Origin of the sequence: Planktothricoides raciborskii GIHE-MW2 (assembly GCF_040564635.1) — a bacterium.
Lineage (GTDB): Bacteria > Cyanobacteriota > Cyanobacteriia > Cyanobacteriales > Laspinemataceae > Planktothricoides > Planktothricoides raciborskii.
In genome coordinates, this window is record NZ_CP159837.1 from 3733111 (window position 1) to 3752089 (window position 18979).

Below are 18979 nucleotides of genomic sequence, written 5' to 3' on the forward strand. Positions count from 1 at the left end.
TCATTAACACTTTAGACATCCATTTGTCCACTAAATTTGGTCACTAAACTTGTCTACTAAATTTGTCCACTAAACTTGGTCACTAAATTTGTCCACTAAACTTGTCCACTAAACTTGTCTACTAAACTTGTCTACTAAACTTGTCCACTAAATTTGTCCACTAAACTTGTCTACTAAACTTGTCTACTAAACTTGTCCACTAAATTTGTCCACTAAATTTGTCCAAAGGAATTGATGACTGATGGCTGGCCACGCGGTCAAAATACCCAAAAATCTCCATGCATATTTCTTTGATGATTTCTCTGGTGGTGAATGACGTATCGGGGTTACAATGTCAACCACTACTCATGTTTTAATGCCGTGTCCGGATTTCTCTCTCTCAATAAACCTGCCCTGATGACTTCCCACGATTGTGTGGCCCGCATCCGACGACTGTTGCGGATTAAGCGTGTGGGTCACGCTGGTACTTTAGACCCTGCGGCGACGGGGGTTTTACCCGTGGCTGTGGGTAAGGCCACTCGACTGTTGCAGTATTTGCCCCAAACTAAGGCGTACCGCGCCACGATTCGCTTAGGTGTGACGACGACGACCGATGATTTAGAAGGGGAAATTTTAACTCGTGAGCCGGTGTCCGTGGAGCGGTTGCCGGAAGCGGCGATCGCGGCTTTGAGGGAATTTGTGGGTAAGATTTCCCAAGTCCCACCGGCTTACAGTGCGATTCAAGTCCAAGGTCAACGATTATATGATTTAGCCCGTCGCGGGGAAGCGGTGGAGGTGCCTGTCCGGGAGGTGGAGGTTTACGAGATTAAATTCCTAGACTGGCGTGATGGGGACTTTCCCGAATTGGATCTGGCGATCGCCTGTGGGCCGGGGACTTATATTCGGGCGATCGCTCGTGACCTGGGGCAGCGACTCGGTACGGGTGGCACCCTTGCCCATTTGACTCGCACCGAAAGTAGTGGCTTTACCCTTGACCAAAGTATCACCTTTGAAGAGTTAGAAACTCAGTTACAATCGGGCAGTTTTAATTTGATTTCGCCCGTAACTGGGTTAATCCATTTACCGCAAATTACTCTGGAAAATGCGATCGCTCATCGTTGGTGCCAAGGACAGAAAATTACCGAGTTTTTATCTAACCTGTCACCGACAGAAAATTCTCCCTTTCGAGTCCATTCTGAAGATGGAGAATTTTTAGGCATTGCCGTAATTTCTGATAGCGAAACACCACAATTAATCCCCAAAATGGTATTCGCGGAAATGGCCTAACATCATATATGGTAGGGTGGGCAATGCCCACCCTACGATCGTAAATTAAACCGCTACTAATGGCTGGAAAATATTACGGCGCCAATGAGCTAAATCCCCTAAAGCGCGATCGCGATATTTCCCATAACGTTCCGGCTTACTTCTCACCTTTTGGGGTAAATCGGGAATAATGCCAAAATTCGGCGGCATCGGTTGATAATGTTTCGGCGAAGCTGAACTAATAAACGCAAATAATGCGCCCATCATCGTCGTTTCCGGTAACGCCACCGGAGGCAAACCTAAAGCAATTCTGGCCGCATTTGTTCCCGCTAACCAACCCCCAGCCGCTGCTGCGGTATAGCCCTCAGTACCGATGAGTTGACCTGCCGCTAATAAGGTGGGTTTTTTTCTAAATTGTAACGTAGGATCGAGCAATTCTGGAGAATTAATAAACGTATTCCGGTGCATGACCCCCATGCGGACAAACTCCGCATTTTCTAAGCCGGGAATTAATTGAAAAACCCGCTTTTGTTCCCCCCATTTTAAATTAGTTTGAAAGCCAACCATATTCCATAAATTCCCGGCCTTATCTTCTTGGCGCAATTGCACCACTGCATAATAACGTTCTCCCGTGCGGGGGTCATTCAGTCCCACGGGCTTTAGCGGCCCATAACGCATAGTATCTTCTCCCCGTTTGGCCATTTCTTCAATGGGTAAACAGGCTTCAAAAAATTTAGCGGTTTCTCGTTCAAAGTCTTTTAATTCGGCTTGTTCTGCGGCACATAATTCTTGCCAAAAATTAAGATACTGTTCTCGGTTCATGGGACAATTAATATAGTCCGCATCTCCTTTATCATAACGAGAGGCACGAAAAGCAATGTCAAAGTTAATTGATTCCCCCAGGACAATGGGACTGGCGGCATCAAAAAAACTCATATACTCCATGCCAGTAAACTGTTGCAAATCCGCCGCTAATGCCGCACTGGTTAACGGCCCGCTGGTGAGTACGGTAATCGCATCTAAGGGAATATTTTGCACTTCACCCCGGCGCAGTTCAATTAATGGGTGATTGGCCAAAGTTTCGGTGAGTTCTCGACTAAATACTCCGCGATCAACCGCCAGCGCCCCGCCTGCGGGGACTGAATGTTCGTCTGCTTTACCAATAATAATTGACCCTAGTTGTCGCAATTCTTCATGGAGTAATCCGGCAGCGCGATCGCTCGCTTTTGCCCCAAAAGAATTACTACAAACTAACTCGGCTAACTCCTCACTATGGTGGGCAGGGGTCATTTGCACTGGGCGCATTTCATGGAGAACCACGGCCACTCCAGCTTGGGCTACTTGCCACGCGGCTTCAGTCCCTGCAAGTCCACCACCAATCACTTGTACGGGTTGTTGATTCATCGTTTTTGCTTTAGCTTTGCTTTAATTTGTTCAGTAAAGGAAAAATTAATTGTAGCAATGCCCACCATCATATATTGTAGGGTGAGCAATGCCCACCCTAAGAATTTTATTTTTTTTTCTTAGTTCTTAGTTATTCGTTATGCGGATTAAACCACCAACCAAAGAATCCCTACCCACCAACCAAAGAATCCCTACCCAACCACTAACCAAAGAATCCCTACCCAACCACCAACCATCAACCACTAACAAAAATCAATTATGAGCGAATTTTATAAAGGCAACCAAAGAGGCTGGTTCTATGATCGCGGACATGAAGCGGGATTTTTTCACACTTATGATAATTTTCAGGTGGGGGGAAAAACCGACCAACCTCGGAAAGTTCATGTATTTTTACCGCGAGAATATGAAGCGGTGGGCGATCGCTATCCAGTGCTCTATATGAATGATGGAGATACGGCATTTTTTCCCGGTGGAATGGTGGGAAAATCTTGGTGGACAGCGGAAACTCTCTGCGACCTTTACCAAAGAAGTGCTATCCGCAAATTAATTATCTTAGCGGTTTGTCCGTTAAACCGTGACTGGGAATACACCCATGAACCTGTCCCAGGACGAGGTGGGGGTGGACTCGAAGAATATAGCCACTATTTAGCAGACTCAGTAAAGCCATTTATCGACCAACACTATCGTACCTTATCTCACCCTAAAGAAACCACAATTTTAGGCAGTTCTCACGGCGGACTTGCGGCTTTTTATACCGCTTGTCGTCGTCCCGAATGTTTTGGCAATGCGGCGGCTATTTCCCCATCATTTTGGGTGGGTCTTGATACAGGATCGGGAATGTTAATTAGTTTATCCCATTCTCGGTTATTAAAACTCTGTACTCCTACCCTCAAAAATGCCAGTATTCGCCCTCGAATTTGGTTAGATTGGGGACTATTGCGCGATCGAGGATTTCATAACTGGTTTATTGAAGCATATGCCACTAAAAGGGGAAGATAAATGGCCGATTTACTTTGTGATAAATTTGGCTATATTCAAAATCAAAGTTTGTATATTTATCAAGACACAGACGGCCATCATACCGAAGCATTATGGCAAGTTTACCGTTAGTTTTGCAGGCATTTTATGAAATCAAATACTCATAGGTATAAATAAACCCGGCATATCTCTCTCCTAATTACTATATTAAATAAGCTTAATCAAGCATCAATTATTTTGTTTATCTTGCCCCCTCAAAAGCGGGTGTTGGTTTAGCGACAGCGTAACCGAACACCTCCAAGCAACCCGTGTCAATCGTTGCTTTTTGAAGTTTTGTTTTTGAAAAAAATTTATAGCAAAGATTTAGGTGTTTTATATTATATACATATTAAACAATTCTGGCAAAATATTGAGATCGATCACCCCAACTACCCGATCCACCGTCATCGGCTTTTTATAATTGTACATTTTTGTCTATTAAATAACAGAGTAGAACCAGAGAGCAAAAATGACTGAATATTTTTATCAAGTGGGGGGCAGTCTAGCCAGTGATGCCCCGACTTATGTGGAACGTCTGGCAGACAAGCAACTTTATCAAGCCTTAATTAAAGGCGAGTTTTGCTATGTGTTTAATTCCCGACAAATGGGCAAATCTTCCCTAATGGTACATACGAGAAAGCGCTTAGAACAAGAGGGATATGGTTGTACTACCATTGACCTAACTCGAATTTGCAGTGAAAATATTACCCCTTTACAATGGTACAAAGGAATTGTCACCGAATTATGGCGGGGATTTAATTTAATTGACAAGTTTCCGCTAAAATCTTGGTTGCAAGAAGTGGAAGAAGTTTCTTTATTGCCAAAATTAAGTAATTTTATCGAATAAGTTATTTTAACAAATATAAATGCATAAAAATTTTTGATTTTTTGGATAAAATTGATAGTATTTTTCGGTTATATTTTGCGGTAGATGACTTTTTTGCTCTGATTCGGTTTTGCTACAACCAAAGAGCCACTAATCCCGCATACCATCGTCTTAGCTTTGCCTTATTTGGGGTAGCTACTCCCAGTGATTTAATCCAAGATAAAAGCCGCACTCCCTTTAATATTGGCACCGCGATCGATTTAGGGGGATTTACTCTGGAACAAGCGCAGCCGCTTTTAAAAGGATTAGAAGCTCATGTGAGTCATCCAGAAAACGTCTTGCAAGAAATCTTGCTTTGGACAAATGGCCAACCTTTTCTGACTCAAAAACTCTGTAATTTAGTTACAATAGCAGCCAAGTCAATGGCATATGGCTTAAGTATTCCCCCAAGTACGGAAGCATTTTGGGTGCAAAATTTGGTCAAAAGCCAAGTGATTAAGCATTGGGAGTCTCAGGATGAACCATAACATTTAATAACCATTCGCGATCGCATTTTGCATAACCAACACAAAGCTGGGAGATTACAGAACTAATTTTATCAGGTTTGGTGGTCAAACATCAGAAATATTTACAAGTAAAAAATAAAATTTATCAGGAATTTTTTAATCAAAAGTCGGTAGAAAAACAACTTTCAGCCTTACGGCCTTATTCTCAAACTTTTGATGCTTGGGTTGCTTCGGGGCAAACCGATGAATCACGATTATTAAGAGGCCGAGCTTTAAAAGAGGCGCAAATATGGGCGCAAGGCAAAAGTTTAAGCGATTTAGATTATCAGTTTTTAGCCGCTTCGGTGGACTGTGACAAACAAGAAGTCCAACGGGCTTTATAAGCCGAAGGATCTAAAGCTATTGAATCTGAAGCAAAAGCGATCGCTGCCCAATTAGCTGAGGAAAAAAGAAGGTTATGGCAAGAACAAAAAACTGCCAAATTACACAGATTATTTTTAGGAGCAATCAGTCTAGCTTTTCTGGTATCTTCTGGCTTAGGAGTCTTGGCTTTTCAACAATATCGAGAAGCCAGAATTAGCGAAATAAAAGCTTTAACTGCATCCTCAGAAAGTTTGCTGCTTGCCAATCGACAATTAGATGCAATAATTGCCGCAATTCAAGCTAACCGCAAGTTAGAAAATTTTTCCAAAGGCGATCGCGCCACCATAGAAAATGTGGAAACTGCCTTAAATCAAGCAGTCTATGGAAGTTATAAATTTAACCATTTAAGCGGACATAAAGGCAGTGTTACGGCGGTGAATATTAGTCCCAACCTTCAGTTAATTGCCACGGGTGCTGAAGATCAAACCGTGAGAATTTGGCAACCGGATGGGAAACTTTTGCATATCTTAAAACATAGCGGATCCGTTGGGCGGGTGATGTTTAGTCCTGACAGTCATTTACTCGTAGCAGCGAGTTTAGATGGCACTGTGAAAATTTGGAGGGTTGATGGTACATTAATCAAAAGTTTTAAAGCCCATGAAATGCCGGTTTGGGGAGTGGCGTTTAGCCCCAATGGTCAACTAATCGCTTCAGCAAGTGGCGATCGCACTGTAAAATTGTGGAACCTTGATGGCCAACTCTTAAAAACATTTATCCGTCATCAAAACATCGTGCTAAGTGTGACTTTTAGTCCCGATAGCCTTATGATTGATTCTGCTGGAGCGGATAATACGATTAAACTATGCAGCGTTGATGGTAGCTTGCTGAACACCCTAAAAGGACATCAGAAAACTGTCTCGGATGTAAAGTTTTGCCCAGGGACAGATTTACTGGTATCTGTTAGTCACGATCTCACGGCAAAACTGTGGAAAATAGACGGCACTTTAGTCAAAACAATTCCCACCAATCGGGAATTTTTTGCTATTTATTTTCAATAAAAAAATACTACAATTGACGAATAAAACACAATTAAATATTGGAATTTTAACGGCAACTTGATTGCCGAGTTAAATATGTTTCGCAGCCAAGTTGGATTCGTGGCCATGAGTGCCAATGGTTTAATGGAAATCTCGGCGAATAATCAGGGGGAAATTAAACTCTGGAAGCTGAATCACGATCTATTAAAACCCCTCAAGGCACATGAGCATAAGATTTGGGATGTGGCGACGAGCCCGGATGGTAAATTAATCGCTTCAACCAGTGTGGATCAAACCCTAAAATTATGGCGGTCTGATGGCACACTTTTGCAAACCCTGAAAGATAACAAATCTACAGTTTTTCGGACGGCGGTTTTTAGTCAAGATAGTCGAATGTTAGTGACGGGTAGTGTGGATCAGCAAGTGCAAATTTGGGATATTAGTAATCCAGAAACTTCAGAGATAAAACTGCTCAAAACTTTCGCAGGACATCAAGCGCCGGTTAATGCTCTGGCGATCGCCCCTGATGGAAAAACCATCGCTTCTGGAGATAATAAAACGATTAGACTTTGGAATTTTGAAGGAAAATTACTGCATAGTTTTCCCGCGCATAATCAAATTATTTGGAGATTAGGGTTTAGTCTTGATGGTCAATTCATTGCCTCGGCCAGCGCTGATGGCACCGCTAAAATTTGGCGGGTTGCCGATGGTTTATTAGCGGCCACTCTGAACCACGATGGCCCAGTTTGGGGAGTTGCTTTTAGTCCTCAAGGAAATTTGGTTGTCACTTCTAGTCGCGATGGTAACTTGAAATTGTGGGAATTAGATGGAACATTACTCAAGACGATACCTAATTTAAGTGGGTTAAACCGATTGGCCATCAGTCCTGACGGTAAAATTATTGCGACAGCGGGAGTAGATACGAATGTAAAATTATGGAGTAATACCGGAGAATTACTCGCCATTTTACCCGGTCATCAATCGATGGTTTTTAGCGTGGCTTTTACCGCTGATGGCAACTTCCTGGTTTCTGGGGGAGAAGAAGGCACTATGATTATCTGGAATTTAAAGAATATTCTCGCTCTGAAACCGCTCAATTATGCTTGCAATTGGGTGCAGGATTATTTGCAGACAAATGTTGAGGTGGAAGAGGGCGATCGGGATTTATGTAAAGGAGTAGAACTAGGAAAGTAAGCATGACTAATAAACATTACTAAATAGTTGGATTGAGTGGGGGGATCTAGGCAGTGATATTCCCACTCTGGAGTATGCTTGTGATTGGTTGCGGGATTAGTTGCGGGATTATCTGCGGACTAATGTTGAGGTGGAACAGGGTGATAGCGGGATAGCTTTTCCCGGCACTTATGTGGGTGGAAAAGCAGGGGATAGATGCTCCCATGAGATTTAAGATTCCCGGATTCTTGGCAAAAGTCGGGGATCTGTGGCCAAATTTGGCCAATTTTAAATATTCAGGAATTACCCATGAACGCTATCGGTAGGGTGTTTTTCCCAGACTGTTACCGACTAATACCCCATATATAGAGTCGTTGCGTAAGTCCTAATATTCAGGGAGCGATCGCAATATAGACTCAGATTTACAACCTATTTATATTTACAGGCGGAATCAACCATGATTCAAAAAACCATCCGGTTTGTGACTACCTTCTTGCTTCTTATCACACCCATAGCTGTTGTTACTGGGATTATTTATGCTCAACAAGCAAAGCAGGCGAAAACTGTTCTGGAAATCCAAGCCAGTAATAGTGTCAAAGGCCAAACTGACCAAATTACCAGGGAATTTCAGTTAATCGTATCTGATTTAATATTTTTAACAAAACTTAATGAATTGCAATTATATATTAAGCTAGAAAATCCCCAATATCGGGATGAATTAGCCCGTGAATTTTTAAATTTTTCCGCCTCAAAAAAAATGTACGACCAGATTCGGTTTTTAGACCAAACCGGGATGGAAATTGTTCGGGTGAATTTTAATGGCGATCGCGCATCGATTGTGCCGGATGAAAAACTGCAAAATCAAGGAAATCGCTATTACTTTAAAGATACATTTCAGATCGATCCAGGAAAAATATTTGTTTCTCCCTTTGATTTAAATGTGGAAGGAAACCAAATTGAACAACCATTAAAACCAATGATTCGATTTGGGGTTCCGGTGTTTGATGACCAGAATCAAAAACGAGGAATTGTTTTACTTAACTACCTGGGAAATCAGTTGTTAAACCAACTGAAAAATAATGCGGCTTATGCTCCGGGGAATGTGATGCTGCTAAACGCCCAGGGTTTTTGGCTGACGGGAGTGGAAGATGCCCGGTTGTGGGGGTTTATGTATGGCGATCGCAACCATCAAACCTTTGGGCAATATTTTCCAGAGGAATGGCAAAAAATGAGCAAAAAAAAATCCGGTCAATTTTATAGTAAAAATGGCTTATTTACCTTTGTCACTATCTATCCTTTAAGGGGAACACAAAAATCCAGTATTGCGATCGCCCAAGAAGCCTTTGCTCCCAGCCAAGCGGAAATCGGTGCCTCAGAATATTATTGGCAAGTGGTTTCCTATATATCCACTGCGGATCTCCAGGAGGCACTCAACCCCATTCGGCAAGAAACGACCCTGCTTTTCTTCGGATTAGGGGCGATCGGTCTGGTGATTGCTCTCTGGTTAACTAATATTCAAAATAAACGGGCTGAAGCGGAAAAACAAATTGAACAACAAAATAAATTTTTAAATAATATCATCAATTCTCTAGCGGATCCTTTCTATGTGGTTAACGTCAAAGATTACAAGATTATTACGGCGAATACTGCGGCCAAAAAGCTGGGGAAATTAGATCGAGGAATTAGCCTGGGTTTAACCCATCAAAGCAATACCTCCTGTACAAATGCCCGACATTCTTGCCCCTTGCAAATCGTTCAGCAGACCAAACAGCCGGTGGTGCTTGAACATACCCACTTTCGGGCTAATGGCGAACCGATGATGGTAGAAGTTCACGGCTATCCGATCTTAGATGAGGAGGGAAATGTGGTGCAGATAATTGAATACAGCCTGGATATCACTGCCCGCAAACAAGTCGAAGAAGAATTACGCAAGCTTTCCCAAGCTGTAGAACAAAGCGCCAATGGGATTATTATTACTAATTTGCACGGCAAAATTGAGTATGTAAATCGCCAGTTTGCTCAAATGACTGGCTACACCTTTGAAGAAGTTAAGGACAAGACTCCTCGGATTTTGAATTCCGGTAAACAAAGCAAAGCTTATTATCAGGAGTTGTGGCAAACGATTAAATCGGGACGAGAATGGCGTGGGGAATTTCATAACCGCCGCAAAGATGGCTCGCTTTATTGGGCACAAGCGACGCTTTCGCCGATTTTTAATGCTGAGGGAAATATGACACATTTTCTCGGAATTCAAGAAAATATTACCGCCAGAAAAGAAGCGGAATCAGCCCTACGGAATTCCGAAGCAAAATTGAGACGACAAACTCAGGAATTAGCTAAAGCTTTAGAAGAGTTACGCCATGCTCAAAGTCAATTAATTCAAACAGAAAAAATGTCTAGTTTGGGTCAACTGGTGGCAGGAATTGCCCATGAAATTAATAATCCCGTGAATTTTATTTATGGTAATCTGGCTCATATTCAGACCTATGTGCAAGATTTAATTCAACTAATTCAGCTTTATCAAACCTATCTCCCTGAACCCGCCGCAGAAATTACGGATCGAATCGAAGATATCGATCTAGAATTTATGATCGAAGATATTCCTAATTTGATCGGATCCATGAAACAAGGGGCGAATCGAATTAAGGCGATTGTTTCTTCTTTACGCACTTTTTCCCACATGGATCAAGTTGGGATTAAAGCGGTGGATATTCATCAAGGAATTGATAGTACCTTAATTTTGTTGCAGCCTCGCTTGAATGCCACGGCAAATCGTCCCGAAATTCAAATAGAAAAACACTATGGTAAGTTACCTTTAGTTAAATGTTATGCCGATCAAATGAATCAGGTGTTTATGAATATTATTAATAATGCTATTGATGCGATAGACCAGCGCGATTCGCGGCAGCGATCCGCTTTGCGCGATCGCACCCGGTCTTGGGCTGATTTTGAACAAAACCCCAGTCGAATTCAGATTATTACTGAGCTTATTACTGAAATGGGCGGGAATCGCCAATCGGTGAAAATCCGCATCATTGATAATGGATCAGGGATTCCTGCCTCGGTCAAAGACCGCGTATTTGACCCTTTTTTCACCACCAAAGATGTCGGTCAAGGAACCGGCTTAGGACTCTCGATCTGTTATAAAATTATTACCGAACAACATAAAGGAAAAATAGAATGTTTTTCCACCGTTGGTCAAGGTACAGAATTTGCCATCACTCTACCCATTTCGGGAATTTAAATATGATTTCATTCAGAATTGTCTATGGAGAATAATCCTGTGGTGGTTATTCTCCATTTTTATCAATTGTTGAGAGCCTGTTGAGCGCCTCTGGTGCGATTCCGCTTTCGCGGATCCCGAAGCGCGAATCGCGTCCCAGAGGGACTTAAAGCATTCAGCCAGCTTAGGAATTTTCCAAAATCCATTCAGAAGCCCTTTCGCCCAAATCAATGGGAATACTGACCGCTTTACCCAACCGAGGACGTTCCTGAGTATTTTCAATAAAACGTTGCACTTGCTCAAACCCGCCCCAAGCGTGCAGATAATTCGCCACTGCGTTCAAATGCTCTTGATATTCCGCTTCGGTCATGGGAAAAGAGGCTTGCTCTAAGTATTTCCACATCACCTGGACAAACATCTTACCTTGAGTCCGGCGCAGTTGAATGTCGTAGGAATATCCCCATTTCTGGATCAACAATGCTCGTAATGTATTTCCGTCCATATCATTAAAAGAACAATTTTACAATCACAATTTACAAAAATCCCGTTTTCAGAAATTACGATTATGGCGTAAAAGAATGTAATAATTCTCTAAGGAATGCTCTAATTGGGCATCTCAAGCTGTTGAGGGTTGACAGTTGACCGTTGATAGTTAACAGTTAACAGTTGACCGTTGACCCCCGTCTGCACGGAGGCTGACCGTTCATCGTTCACCCCTGTCCTTAGTCCTTAGTCCTTAGTCCTTAGTTGTTAAGTCTAATGACAAGTGACAAGTAACCCTTGACAGTGAACAGTGAACAGTTAACAGTTAACAGTTAACAGTTAACCAGGAACGGTGAACCAGCAACGGTGAACCAGGAACGGTGAACCGTCAAACTCCCGATTGGGATTGCTCTATTAAAAAATAAAACTGTACCATACACCTAGCTGTTTAGCTCATGGCTCAAGCTTCTGGATCTCCCGATGTCCCCAGCATGGGGCGTCGTCAATTTATGAATTTTCTGACCTTTGGTGCCGTTACGGGAACCGCGTTAGGCGCACTTTATCCGGTCGTTCAATATTTTATTCCTCCCTCTAGTGGGGGTGGTGGATCGGGTGTCACTGCTAAAGATGCCCTGGGTAATGATGTGAAAGCCACCCAGTTCTTGGCTAGTCATAATTCAGGCGATCGCACCTTAGTCCAAGGTCTTAAAGGCGACCCCACCTACTTAGTAGTAACTGAAGACAAAAGTCTAGCAGATTACGGAATCAACGCCGTTTGTACTCACCTGGGTTGCGTGGTGCCTTGGAACGCTGGTGAAAATAAATTTATGTGCCCGTGTCATGGTTCTCAGTACAATGCCGAAGGCAAAGTTGTGCGTGGCCCTGCACCGTTGTCTCTAGCCCTGACTCACGTCAACGTGCAAGACGACACCGTGTTTATCAGTCAATGGACTGAAACCGACTTCCGCACCGGGGAAGAACCCTACTGGGCGTAAAAATTTTAAATTTTAGCCTTTAGATTTTCAATGTAATTGCCCATTGAAGTAATCTAAATTTCCCCCGTTATTTCCCACGTTTGACCTTTGGAGCAGAGAACCTCTCATCGAAGATGAAAACATATTCCTTATCGGAGATACTACGGCTTAGTCAAAAGGCGATCGCCAAAGGACTGGTTTTAGCCGTCACCACCCTTAGCTTATTCATTGCCAGCGACCTGGTAATTCCCCAGTCAGCCGCTGCCTATCCTTTCTGGGCGCAGCAAACCGCTCCCGAAACTCCTCGGGAAGCCACCGGACGCATTGTTTGCGCCAACTGCCACCTCGGTGCCAAACCCACTGAAGTGGAAGTGCCTCAGTCTGTGTTACCGGACACGGTGTTTGAAGCCGTCGTGAAAATTCCTTACGACACTCAAGCCCAACAAGTCTTAGGTGATGGCAGCAAAGGTGGCTTAAACGTTGGTGCCGTCTTAATGTTGCCCGAAGGCTTTAAGATTGCTCCAGAAGACAGAATTCCTGAAGAAATGAAGGAAAAAGTCGAAGGACTTTACTTCCAGCCTTACAGTGCTGACCAAGAAAACGTTGTGATCATCGGCCCATTACCCGGTGAACAATATCAAGAGATTGTATTTCCGGTCTTATCTCCCAATCCCGAAACCGATAAATCGATTAAATACGGTAAATATTCGATTCACGCTGGGGGCAACCGGGGTCGGGGACAAGTTTATCCAACCGGGGATAAAACCAACAATACTATCTATAATGCCAGCGCTGCCGGAACCATTAGCCAAATTGCTCAGGCTGCCTCTGGTGGTTATGAAGTGACCATTCAATCCACTGACGGCGCGTCCGTTGTTGATGTGATTCCTGCCGGCCCAGAATTGATCGTTGCCGAAGGCGATCAAGTCACCGCTGGTCAAGCTTTGACCAACAATCCCAATGTGGGTGGTTTTGGTCAGCGCGATACAGAAATCGTGTTGCAAAGTGCGGCGCGGATTCAAGGATTATTAGCTTTCTTTGGCATCGTCATCTTGTCTCAAATTCTTCTGGTTCTGAAGAAGAAACAAGTCGAAAAAGTTCAAGCAGCCGAAATGAACTTTTAAGCCTAAAGTAGCTTTAATCAGTTAACTCAAAAAAGGGGGCAATTTGCTCCCTTTTTTTATACAAATTTCAAAAATTACTGCTATATTTATTTCAATTATGCTTGATCCAATGCTGAGATGGGGCGCAAGCATTGGATCAAGCACAATTGAAACAACTATATAAAGTACAAAAAAACCTGTCATTCCCGCGAATGCGGGAATCCAGAAAACCTCTGTACTTCATCCAAATAATAAGCGCTATATTGCATTTTTACTTGGAAACGGAGTAAGCTTAATGATTGACAATCTGAAAATAAAAATAACATCGTGAAAGTTGAAGAAAAAGTAGTTGAAGTGGGTTCCCTGAAGTGGTTTTATCGGGAAATTAATCCCCAAAACCCCAGCGATCGCCCCCCGGTATTGTTGTTACATGGACTAGCTGCCCAAAGTTATAGTTGGACAGTGATTATGCGGAATTTGGCAGAAAAAGGATTTCGGGCGATCGCTCCTGATTGGATTGGCTTTGGTCAATCAGCTAAACCGGAAAAACAGGACTTTCCCTACACTCCTGAAGCCTTTATCAGCGCCCTGGATAGCTTTATCAACACCCTAGAAATCGCTAATTTTTCTTTAGGCATCCAAGGCTTTTTAGGCAGCGTTGGCCTCCAATATGCCCTAAGAAATACCGAAAAAATTGAGCGATTAATCATTCTCAATGCTCCCGTTTCTTCAGAATCAAAATTACCTTGGAAAATCAAACAATTTGGTTTACCATTCATCGGTGACATGATTACCCAAGACCCTCTTTCCATCGATCGCACCTTGGAAGCGGGCTGCGGATATCCTATTTCTGACGAAGACTTAAAAATCTATCGGGCACCATTACTCCAAAGTTCCGCCGCAGGCAGATCACTGTTAAATACTGTGCGGAAACTTGACCTCAAAAATGCCATGACTGAAATTGAATCTGGGGCAAAAGCATGGCAAAAACCTACCTTAATTATTTGGGGGACAGAAGACCCTTGGTTGCCCGTACTCGATGGGGAAAAACTGGTTAAATCTCTACCCAATGGTCAGTTAGTCAAACTGGAAAAAGCGGGACATTATCCTCAAGAACATTGGTCATCAGAAATCAGCGATATTATATTGCCCTTTTTGCGTCGTCAAGAATAGGCTTCTTGCAAAACAATTAAGAAACAAAGAAACCGGGTAACTCTCAAAGAAACCCGGTTTCTGGACTGCTATTCTTAAGAACGAGAACGACTCAAAGCAGCGCGAATATCACCCGCTTGCAACTCCTGTAATGGTACTTGGCGCGGATCGACTCGATGGTGAACATTACCACATACGGGACATTCCTCGCGACTCTTTGCTGTTAACCAAACGCTCTGATAAGCGTATTGTCCCGGTGTTTCGCCAAATATAGCTGGATAAAACCAGTAATTTGGCATCATTGAAAGGGTGAGATAATTAAACCCTGCTTCAATTGCTGGATTTAAGAATCCTTTTAGCTTAACTTGTGTATTTTCCGGCAACAATAACGACAGCGCCATTTTTACCGCAACACTGGTGACATGGTGGATATCTGCTGACAGGGCCACTTCACCCATTACCCGACCATTGCTACCATAATCCCCATCTGCACTTACCCGTCCTAAATCCATTTCAGCTTGATGACGATTAGCCGTAGCGCAAAGATAACAGGGTGTTTTTTCCGGTAAAGTAAAAATTACTTCTCCACCTTCTGCACCGTTATATAACCCAACAAACAAAGTAGGTTTGCCGTGAAAATAGGCAAAACGGTTGAGAATCCGCTGTGCTGCTGGGTCATCCGTTGTTGCTATTACCAAGTCGGCTTGTTGCACCAAAGCATCAAAATCTGCCACTTGATAATCTAATAAACTCTTGGATTGTAGCGTCAATTCCACCAAGGGGTTAATATGCAATAGTCGCCGTCCTAAAGCTTCTACCTTGGGATGTCCCACATCGGTGAGATCGTAAGTCGTGCGGCAAAGATTTACCGTTTCTACTATTTCCGGGTCAATTAAAGTTACTGCACCTACACCACTGCGAATCAGTTGTTCCGCTAAGTAGGAACCCACAGAACCCGTCCCAGCAATTAACACCCGTTTCGTGCTAATCTGTTGACTCAAAATTCCCGTACTGCGAGCAAATAATCCTTGTTGCACCTCAGTCGCGGCGGTTTTTGGGTTTTCTCCCGAATAACAGCCAGTCCATCCAGCTAAACGAGCAATTTCGCTGTCTGCGGTGAGGGCGGACTTTCCCAAAGGGCGGTAAACTTTTCGGTAAGAACCAGAACTTTGAATAATGCTTTTGACTGCGGTTAATAAACGTTCTTCTGCGGGTGTTTCTAGGGACCAGGGGAGTTGAATTTGCTCGGTGTTTCCCTCTGCTGGTGTTGCTAACAACAATGGTGGTGTGATGGGATAATTATTGCTGAATAAAAACAGCAGTTCCAAACGGTTCAGGGTGACGCAACCAGCCGGAATAGTGCGTCCTTCCATCTCGGTGGTAAAGATTTCTGGCGGTTTAGTGCTGCCAAAGGTGCGACTAATTAATTCTAAATCACGTTGCATGGGTATAGATGGGGGTTGAGAAGATTGTGTAGTTAGATTCTGGTTAGGTTTAATTCGCCCTAACTCTCGTTGGGAAATTTTCTCCACTGGCAGAGTTTCCACCCTTACCCCACCGCGATCGCGGTAAGCTGCGTAGCAGGAAATTTTGCCTGGACTGAGGGAAAGTTCGTGGTTGCGTAATTGACCCCAAGGCCGCTGTGTGGTGACAATGGGAGCAACAAAGTAGGGAATATGAGGGTTGATACTAAGTCCTTCCAGCATTGCTTCTTCATCAGGTCCTGAAGGGCGATCGTAACCGCCGGGGTGAGAGTGGATAACGCCTTTAAACTCGATTCCCAGTTCTATTTCTAGTCGCTGTACTCGTTCGGTGAGTTGGCGAGAAGGGAGATAACTGGCGCCACTGGTTTGCGCTTGTTGGTCTAAGATAAAGTGGGTGATGATGGGTTGACCGATGGGCCCTAACAATGCACCACCGCGTTCGGGGGAATAAGCTGCGATCTCGCGCTCAATTTGACGCAAAACATCCTCAGAGATTTGCAACGAAATTTGCGACATAGTTGACCTCTTGCTATTAGTTATATTGGGGTATATTGGGGGAAATATTGGTGTAATAAGTTTGGGAAGAAACCGGGTTTTTCCAGAACAAAACCCGGATTTTTCAGCCAAGAATGTAGAAACTAGAAAGGAAATTGTCCGGTGCGGACATAGAAGCTAAAACCTGTTGCCCAGAGTACGGATTTAGCGTAAGCTTTCTCTAGGGTAGGGTAGCCATGTTCTTCGTTGAGACAGATGCAACCGTTGGAAAATAGATGTCCTTCGCTGGGACTGTAACGCCCTGCAACTTCTGGGAAGAGGACCATTACTTGATAGAGGCTACCGTCGTTGAAGATGAACATGGTGTAGGTGTCGCCTACTTCGCTGGTAATTTCGTAAACCCAGCCGGTGACACCGCTGATCTGCATTTCTTGGGCGTTGGCGGGGAGTTTGTGTGCCACAACTTGCCGATCTTGCATTAAAGTGGCGGCGAAGAGTTTTTGCGGCACTCGGGAGAGGTTGCGTTGTTGACCGGGTTGGGGTTGAGTGAGGATGTTGCCGCCGTTGTCTACGAAAACGGCGCGGTTTGGTGAGCTAGGATCGTCGATACCGCTTTGACGGTTAGTCATAACGCGGTTGCGGACTTCGTTAAGATCGACTTGTTGTGCCATATTTACCTCTATTAGCTTTTGAGTGCTTCTACTATTCAGTCGTTAGACGGTTTGAGTTTTATGCAGAAGTCGCGGGGGAATCTTGGGTGGTGTTCCCTTGCTTGTGTCTGCTTATTGGTTTATCGGTGGGGAGGAGGATATTTATGCAAGTGGGGGAAATTTTCGACAAAAAAGGGGCGCAAGCATTGCGCCCCTAAAGTTTGTGACTGATATTTGCGTCCTTCCTGGCTCCAGCCTGGGAACGAGACCTCGTAACTGTAGCAATAATTTTTACATTTGGGCTTTTCTGGTAGCTCTGAATTGCCTAAGTTTTTCGGATACAGGTGGAGGGTTTAGGCGCTGTTGTTCTCTCATTCTGTGACCATGTTCTATCCAATTTTTTAGGTAATTGCTGATAGTTTCTTTGTTATGTAGGTAATAAAGAATCGTGGCATAAACTTGTTCTAAGGTTAGGGAGGGGTAGGTTTGGGCAATTTCTTCTGGAGTTAGAGCGCGATCGATGTATTCATAAAGGATAGTTTCGATGCCGATTCGTGTTCCTTTCAGTCGAATATCATCGGGGGTGATAAAGTTAAAATAATCTGTTAGTTGTGCTGTTGACATGGGTTATATTCTCATTCTTATTAGGGTTCCTAACAAAGTAGACAAGATAACTTCCAGAGCATACCTTAAATTACTCTCCTGTAACTTTGGCCAAATTAGTGGTAATTCCGCTAAATTTTGACAAATTACTGGCAACCAACTGGCACAGGGAAACAGGCTTTCCCAACCTTGCAATCTTTCCCGCGCTTCCTTAACCGCTAAATAAAATGACTGACCCTCCGAAAAAGAACACAGAAAATATTTTAAAAATTCCTGTGCTACTTTGTCAGGAACAGGTTCTCGCATGACAATCATTTGAGGTAGATTCAAATCAGCTAAATCCTGAGCTAAACCCAAACCATCACAGGAGTTAAAAATCGCTAATTGTAAACCTTTTTCAATGGCTTTTTTTAACGCATACCTTAAGTCAGGAATAGTTAAACTCTCAGTCTTATTAATATAAATAACTCCTGTCTCTCCTTCCGTGCGGCTATGTCCGGCAAAAAAGAGAATATCCCAAGACTGTTCCCATAGTCTCTCGTTAAGTGCTTGTCGGTTTGGTTTAACTAAAAACTCAACTTTAGCACCGGGAAGAGAATTTAATATTTTTCGATCTTCTTCAACATTAATCCCCTCATCATCGCCCAAAATCGCCAAAATATTCACTTTATTTTTAGCAACTTTGGCTGAGGTCACTTGTTTAAACTTGGGCGCAATGACACTAATTTCGGCTTTAGGGTAACTTTCTAATAGATCCCAAAGATGCCAGGGAAGTTGGCGTAGCTGAATATTTGAAGTTTGGATAATTAACCGCACTTCATCATCATATTTTAAATATCCTCGTAACTCTTCCCTAATATGACTAAATTGCTGCGATTTTAGCCAAAGATTAAAATTATGCTTGAAATCATCAGATTTTTCCTTAACATCAAGGATAGAAAAGTTAGTCGTTTGTGCTGCTTTTTTTGCCTCTAATTTTCTAATTTTTACCCCAATAAAGCCATAATAAGTCACTTTCCAATTGATGTGAGACTCAACCACTTTTGAATTTGGCGGCAAAGATCCGGTTTCCTGAATAGTCGCAGGTTTCCCTTCATCCCCCATCTGTAATGTCACCGGAAAACCTGTTTTGTCCAAGTCTCCCTCGGCAAAAGTCAGCAGCACTAACTTCTCCATCGCTTTCTCCTGGTTAGATTAGATGACGAAATTTTCCACAATACTAGCATCGGTGACTATTATAT

At 43.2% G+C, this 18979-nt stretch carries 17 protein-coding genes; 11 read left to right on the forward strand and 6 right to left on the reverse strand.

Annotation, left to right across the window (positions count from 1 at the left end; all coding sequences use genetic code 11):
• Positions 1–312: 312 nt before the first annotated feature.
• Positions 313–1266 carry a tRNA pseudouridine(55) synthase TruB gene (truB, locus tag ABWT76_RS15780; RefSeq protein WP_199317276.1) on the forward strand — a complete coding sequence of 318 codons (954 nt, stop codon included), beginning with the start codon at positions 313–315 and terminating at the stop codon, positions 1264–1266.
• A gap of 45 nt (positions 1267–1311) precedes the next feature.
• Here the strand turns inward: truB and trmFO are convergent, their stop codons facing one another.
• The gene (trmFO, locus tag ABWT76_RS15785; RefSeq protein ID WP_054464418.1) at positions 1312–2649 is read right to left on the reverse strand and encodes an FADH(2)-oxidizing methylenetetrahydrofolate--tRNA-(uracil(54)-C(5))-methyltransferase TrmFO; all 1338 of its coding nucleotides are present in this window, start codon (positions 2647–2649) and stop codon (positions 1312–1314) included.
• A gap of 258 nt (positions 2650–2907) precedes the next feature.
• Between trmFO and ABWT76_RS15790 the strand changes: the two genes are divergently transcribed.
• The 7 genes from ABWT76_RS15790 (at position 2908) to ABWT76_RS15820 (ending at position 10815) form a co-directional block, all read left to right on the forward strand.
• Positions 2908–3648 (forward strand): alpha/beta hydrolase, encoded by a 741-nt coding sequence (locus tag ABWT76_RS15790; protein WP_231636539.1) that lies wholly within the window; start codon positions 2908–2910, stop codon positions 3646–3648.
• Positions 3649–4135: 487 nt separating this feature from the next.
• A complete protein-coding gene (locus tag ABWT76_RS15795; RefSeq protein WP_231636541.1) occupies positions 4136–4513 on the forward strand; it encodes an AAA-like domain-containing protein in 378 nt (125 codons plus the stop codon).
• A gap of 41 nt (positions 4514–4554) precedes the next feature.
• Positions 4555–5019, forward strand: coding sequence for an AAA-like domain-containing protein (locus ABWT76_RS15800; protein WP_231636543.1), 465 nt, complete (start codon positions 4555–4557; stop codon positions 5017–5019).
• An 80-nt stretch (positions 5020–5099) separates the two neighbouring features.
• Positions 5100–5381 (forward strand): hypothetical protein, encoded by a 282-nt coding sequence (locus ABWT76_RS15805; protein WP_231636544.1) that lies wholly within the window; start codon positions 5100–5102, stop codon positions 5379–5381.
• Between the two features lie 162 nt (positions 5382–5543).
• Entirely contained in the window at positions 5544–6419 is an 876-nt protein-coding gene (locus ABWT76_RS15810; protein WP_231636546.1) for a WD40 repeat domain-containing protein, read from the forward strand.
• 75 nt (positions 6420–6494) lie between these two features.
• Complete coding sequence (locus ABWT76_RS15815) at positions 6495–7592, forward strand: WD40 repeat domain-containing protein (RefSeq protein ID WP_354634598.1); 1098 nt, start codon at positions 6495–6497, stop codon at positions 7590–7592.
• A 436-nt stretch (positions 7593–8028) separates the two neighbouring features.
• Positions 8029–10815, forward strand: a complete 2787-nt coding sequence (locus ABWT76_RS15820) for a PAS domain S-box protein (RefSeq protein ID WP_054464420.1) — start codon at positions 8029–8031, stop codon at positions 10813–10815.
• Positions 10816–10978: 163 nt separating this feature from the next.
• Here ABWT76_RS15820 and ABWT76_RS15825 read toward each other — a convergent pair whose 3' ends face one another.
• Entirely contained in the window at positions 10979–11296 is a 318-nt protein-coding gene (locus ABWT76_RS15825) for a DUF3067 family protein (protein WP_054464421.1), read from the reverse strand.
• A gap of 436 nt (positions 11297–11732) precedes the next feature.
• Here ABWT76_RS15825 and petC point away from each other — a divergent pair, with 436 nt between their 5' ends.
• The 3 genes from petC (at position 11733) to ABWT76_RS15840 (ending at position 14527) form a co-directional block, all read left to right on the forward strand.
• Complete coding sequence (gene petC, locus ABWT76_RS15830) at positions 11733–12272, forward strand: cytochrome b6-f complex iron-sulfur subunit (RefSeq protein ID WP_054464422.1); 540 nt, start codon at positions 11733–11735, stop codon at positions 12270–12272.
• Between the two features lie 113 nt (positions 12273–12385).
• The gene (gene petA / locus ABWT76_RS15835; RefSeq protein ID WP_054464423.1) at positions 12386–13375 is read left to right on the forward strand and encodes a cytochrome f; all 990 of its coding nucleotides are present in this window, start codon (positions 12386–12388) and stop codon (positions 13373–13375) included.
• 306 nt (positions 13376–13681) lie between these two features.
• The gene (locus ABWT76_RS15840) at positions 13682–14527 is read left to right on the forward strand and encodes an alpha/beta fold hydrolase (RefSeq protein ID WP_354634599.1); all 846 of its coding nucleotides are present in this window, start codon (positions 13682–13684) and stop codon (positions 14525–14527) included.
• A gap of 74 nt (positions 14528–14601) precedes the next feature.
• Here ABWT76_RS15840 and ABWT76_RS15845 read toward each other — a convergent pair whose 3' ends face one another.
• From ABWT76_RS15845 to ABWT76_RS15860, 4 genes are all read right to left on the reverse strand, one after another.
• A complete protein-coding gene (locus ABWT76_RS15845; protein ID WP_354634600.1) occupies positions 14602–16506 on the reverse strand; it encodes a ThiF family adenylyltransferase in 1905 nt (634 codons plus the stop codon).
• Between the two features lie 122 nt (positions 16507–16628).
• The gene (locus tag ABWT76_RS15850; protein WP_354634601.1) at positions 16629–17156 is read right to left on the reverse strand and encodes a hypothetical protein; all 528 of its coding nucleotides are present in this window, start codon (positions 17154–17156) and stop codon (positions 16629–16631) included.
• 270 nt (positions 17157–17426) lie between these two features.
• Complete coding sequence (locus tag ABWT76_RS15855; RefSeq protein WP_354634602.1) at positions 17427–17759, reverse strand: DUF433 domain-containing protein; 333 nt, start codon at positions 17757–17759, stop codon at positions 17427–17429.
• Between the two features lie 3 nt (positions 17760–17762).
• Positions 17763–18914: a CHAT domain-containing protein gene (locus ABWT76_RS15860; RefSeq protein WP_354634603.1), complete on the reverse strand. Its 1152-nt coding sequence runs from the start codon at positions 18912–18914 to the stop codon at positions 17763–17765.
• Between the last annotated feature and the right edge of the window lie 65 nt (positions 18915–18979).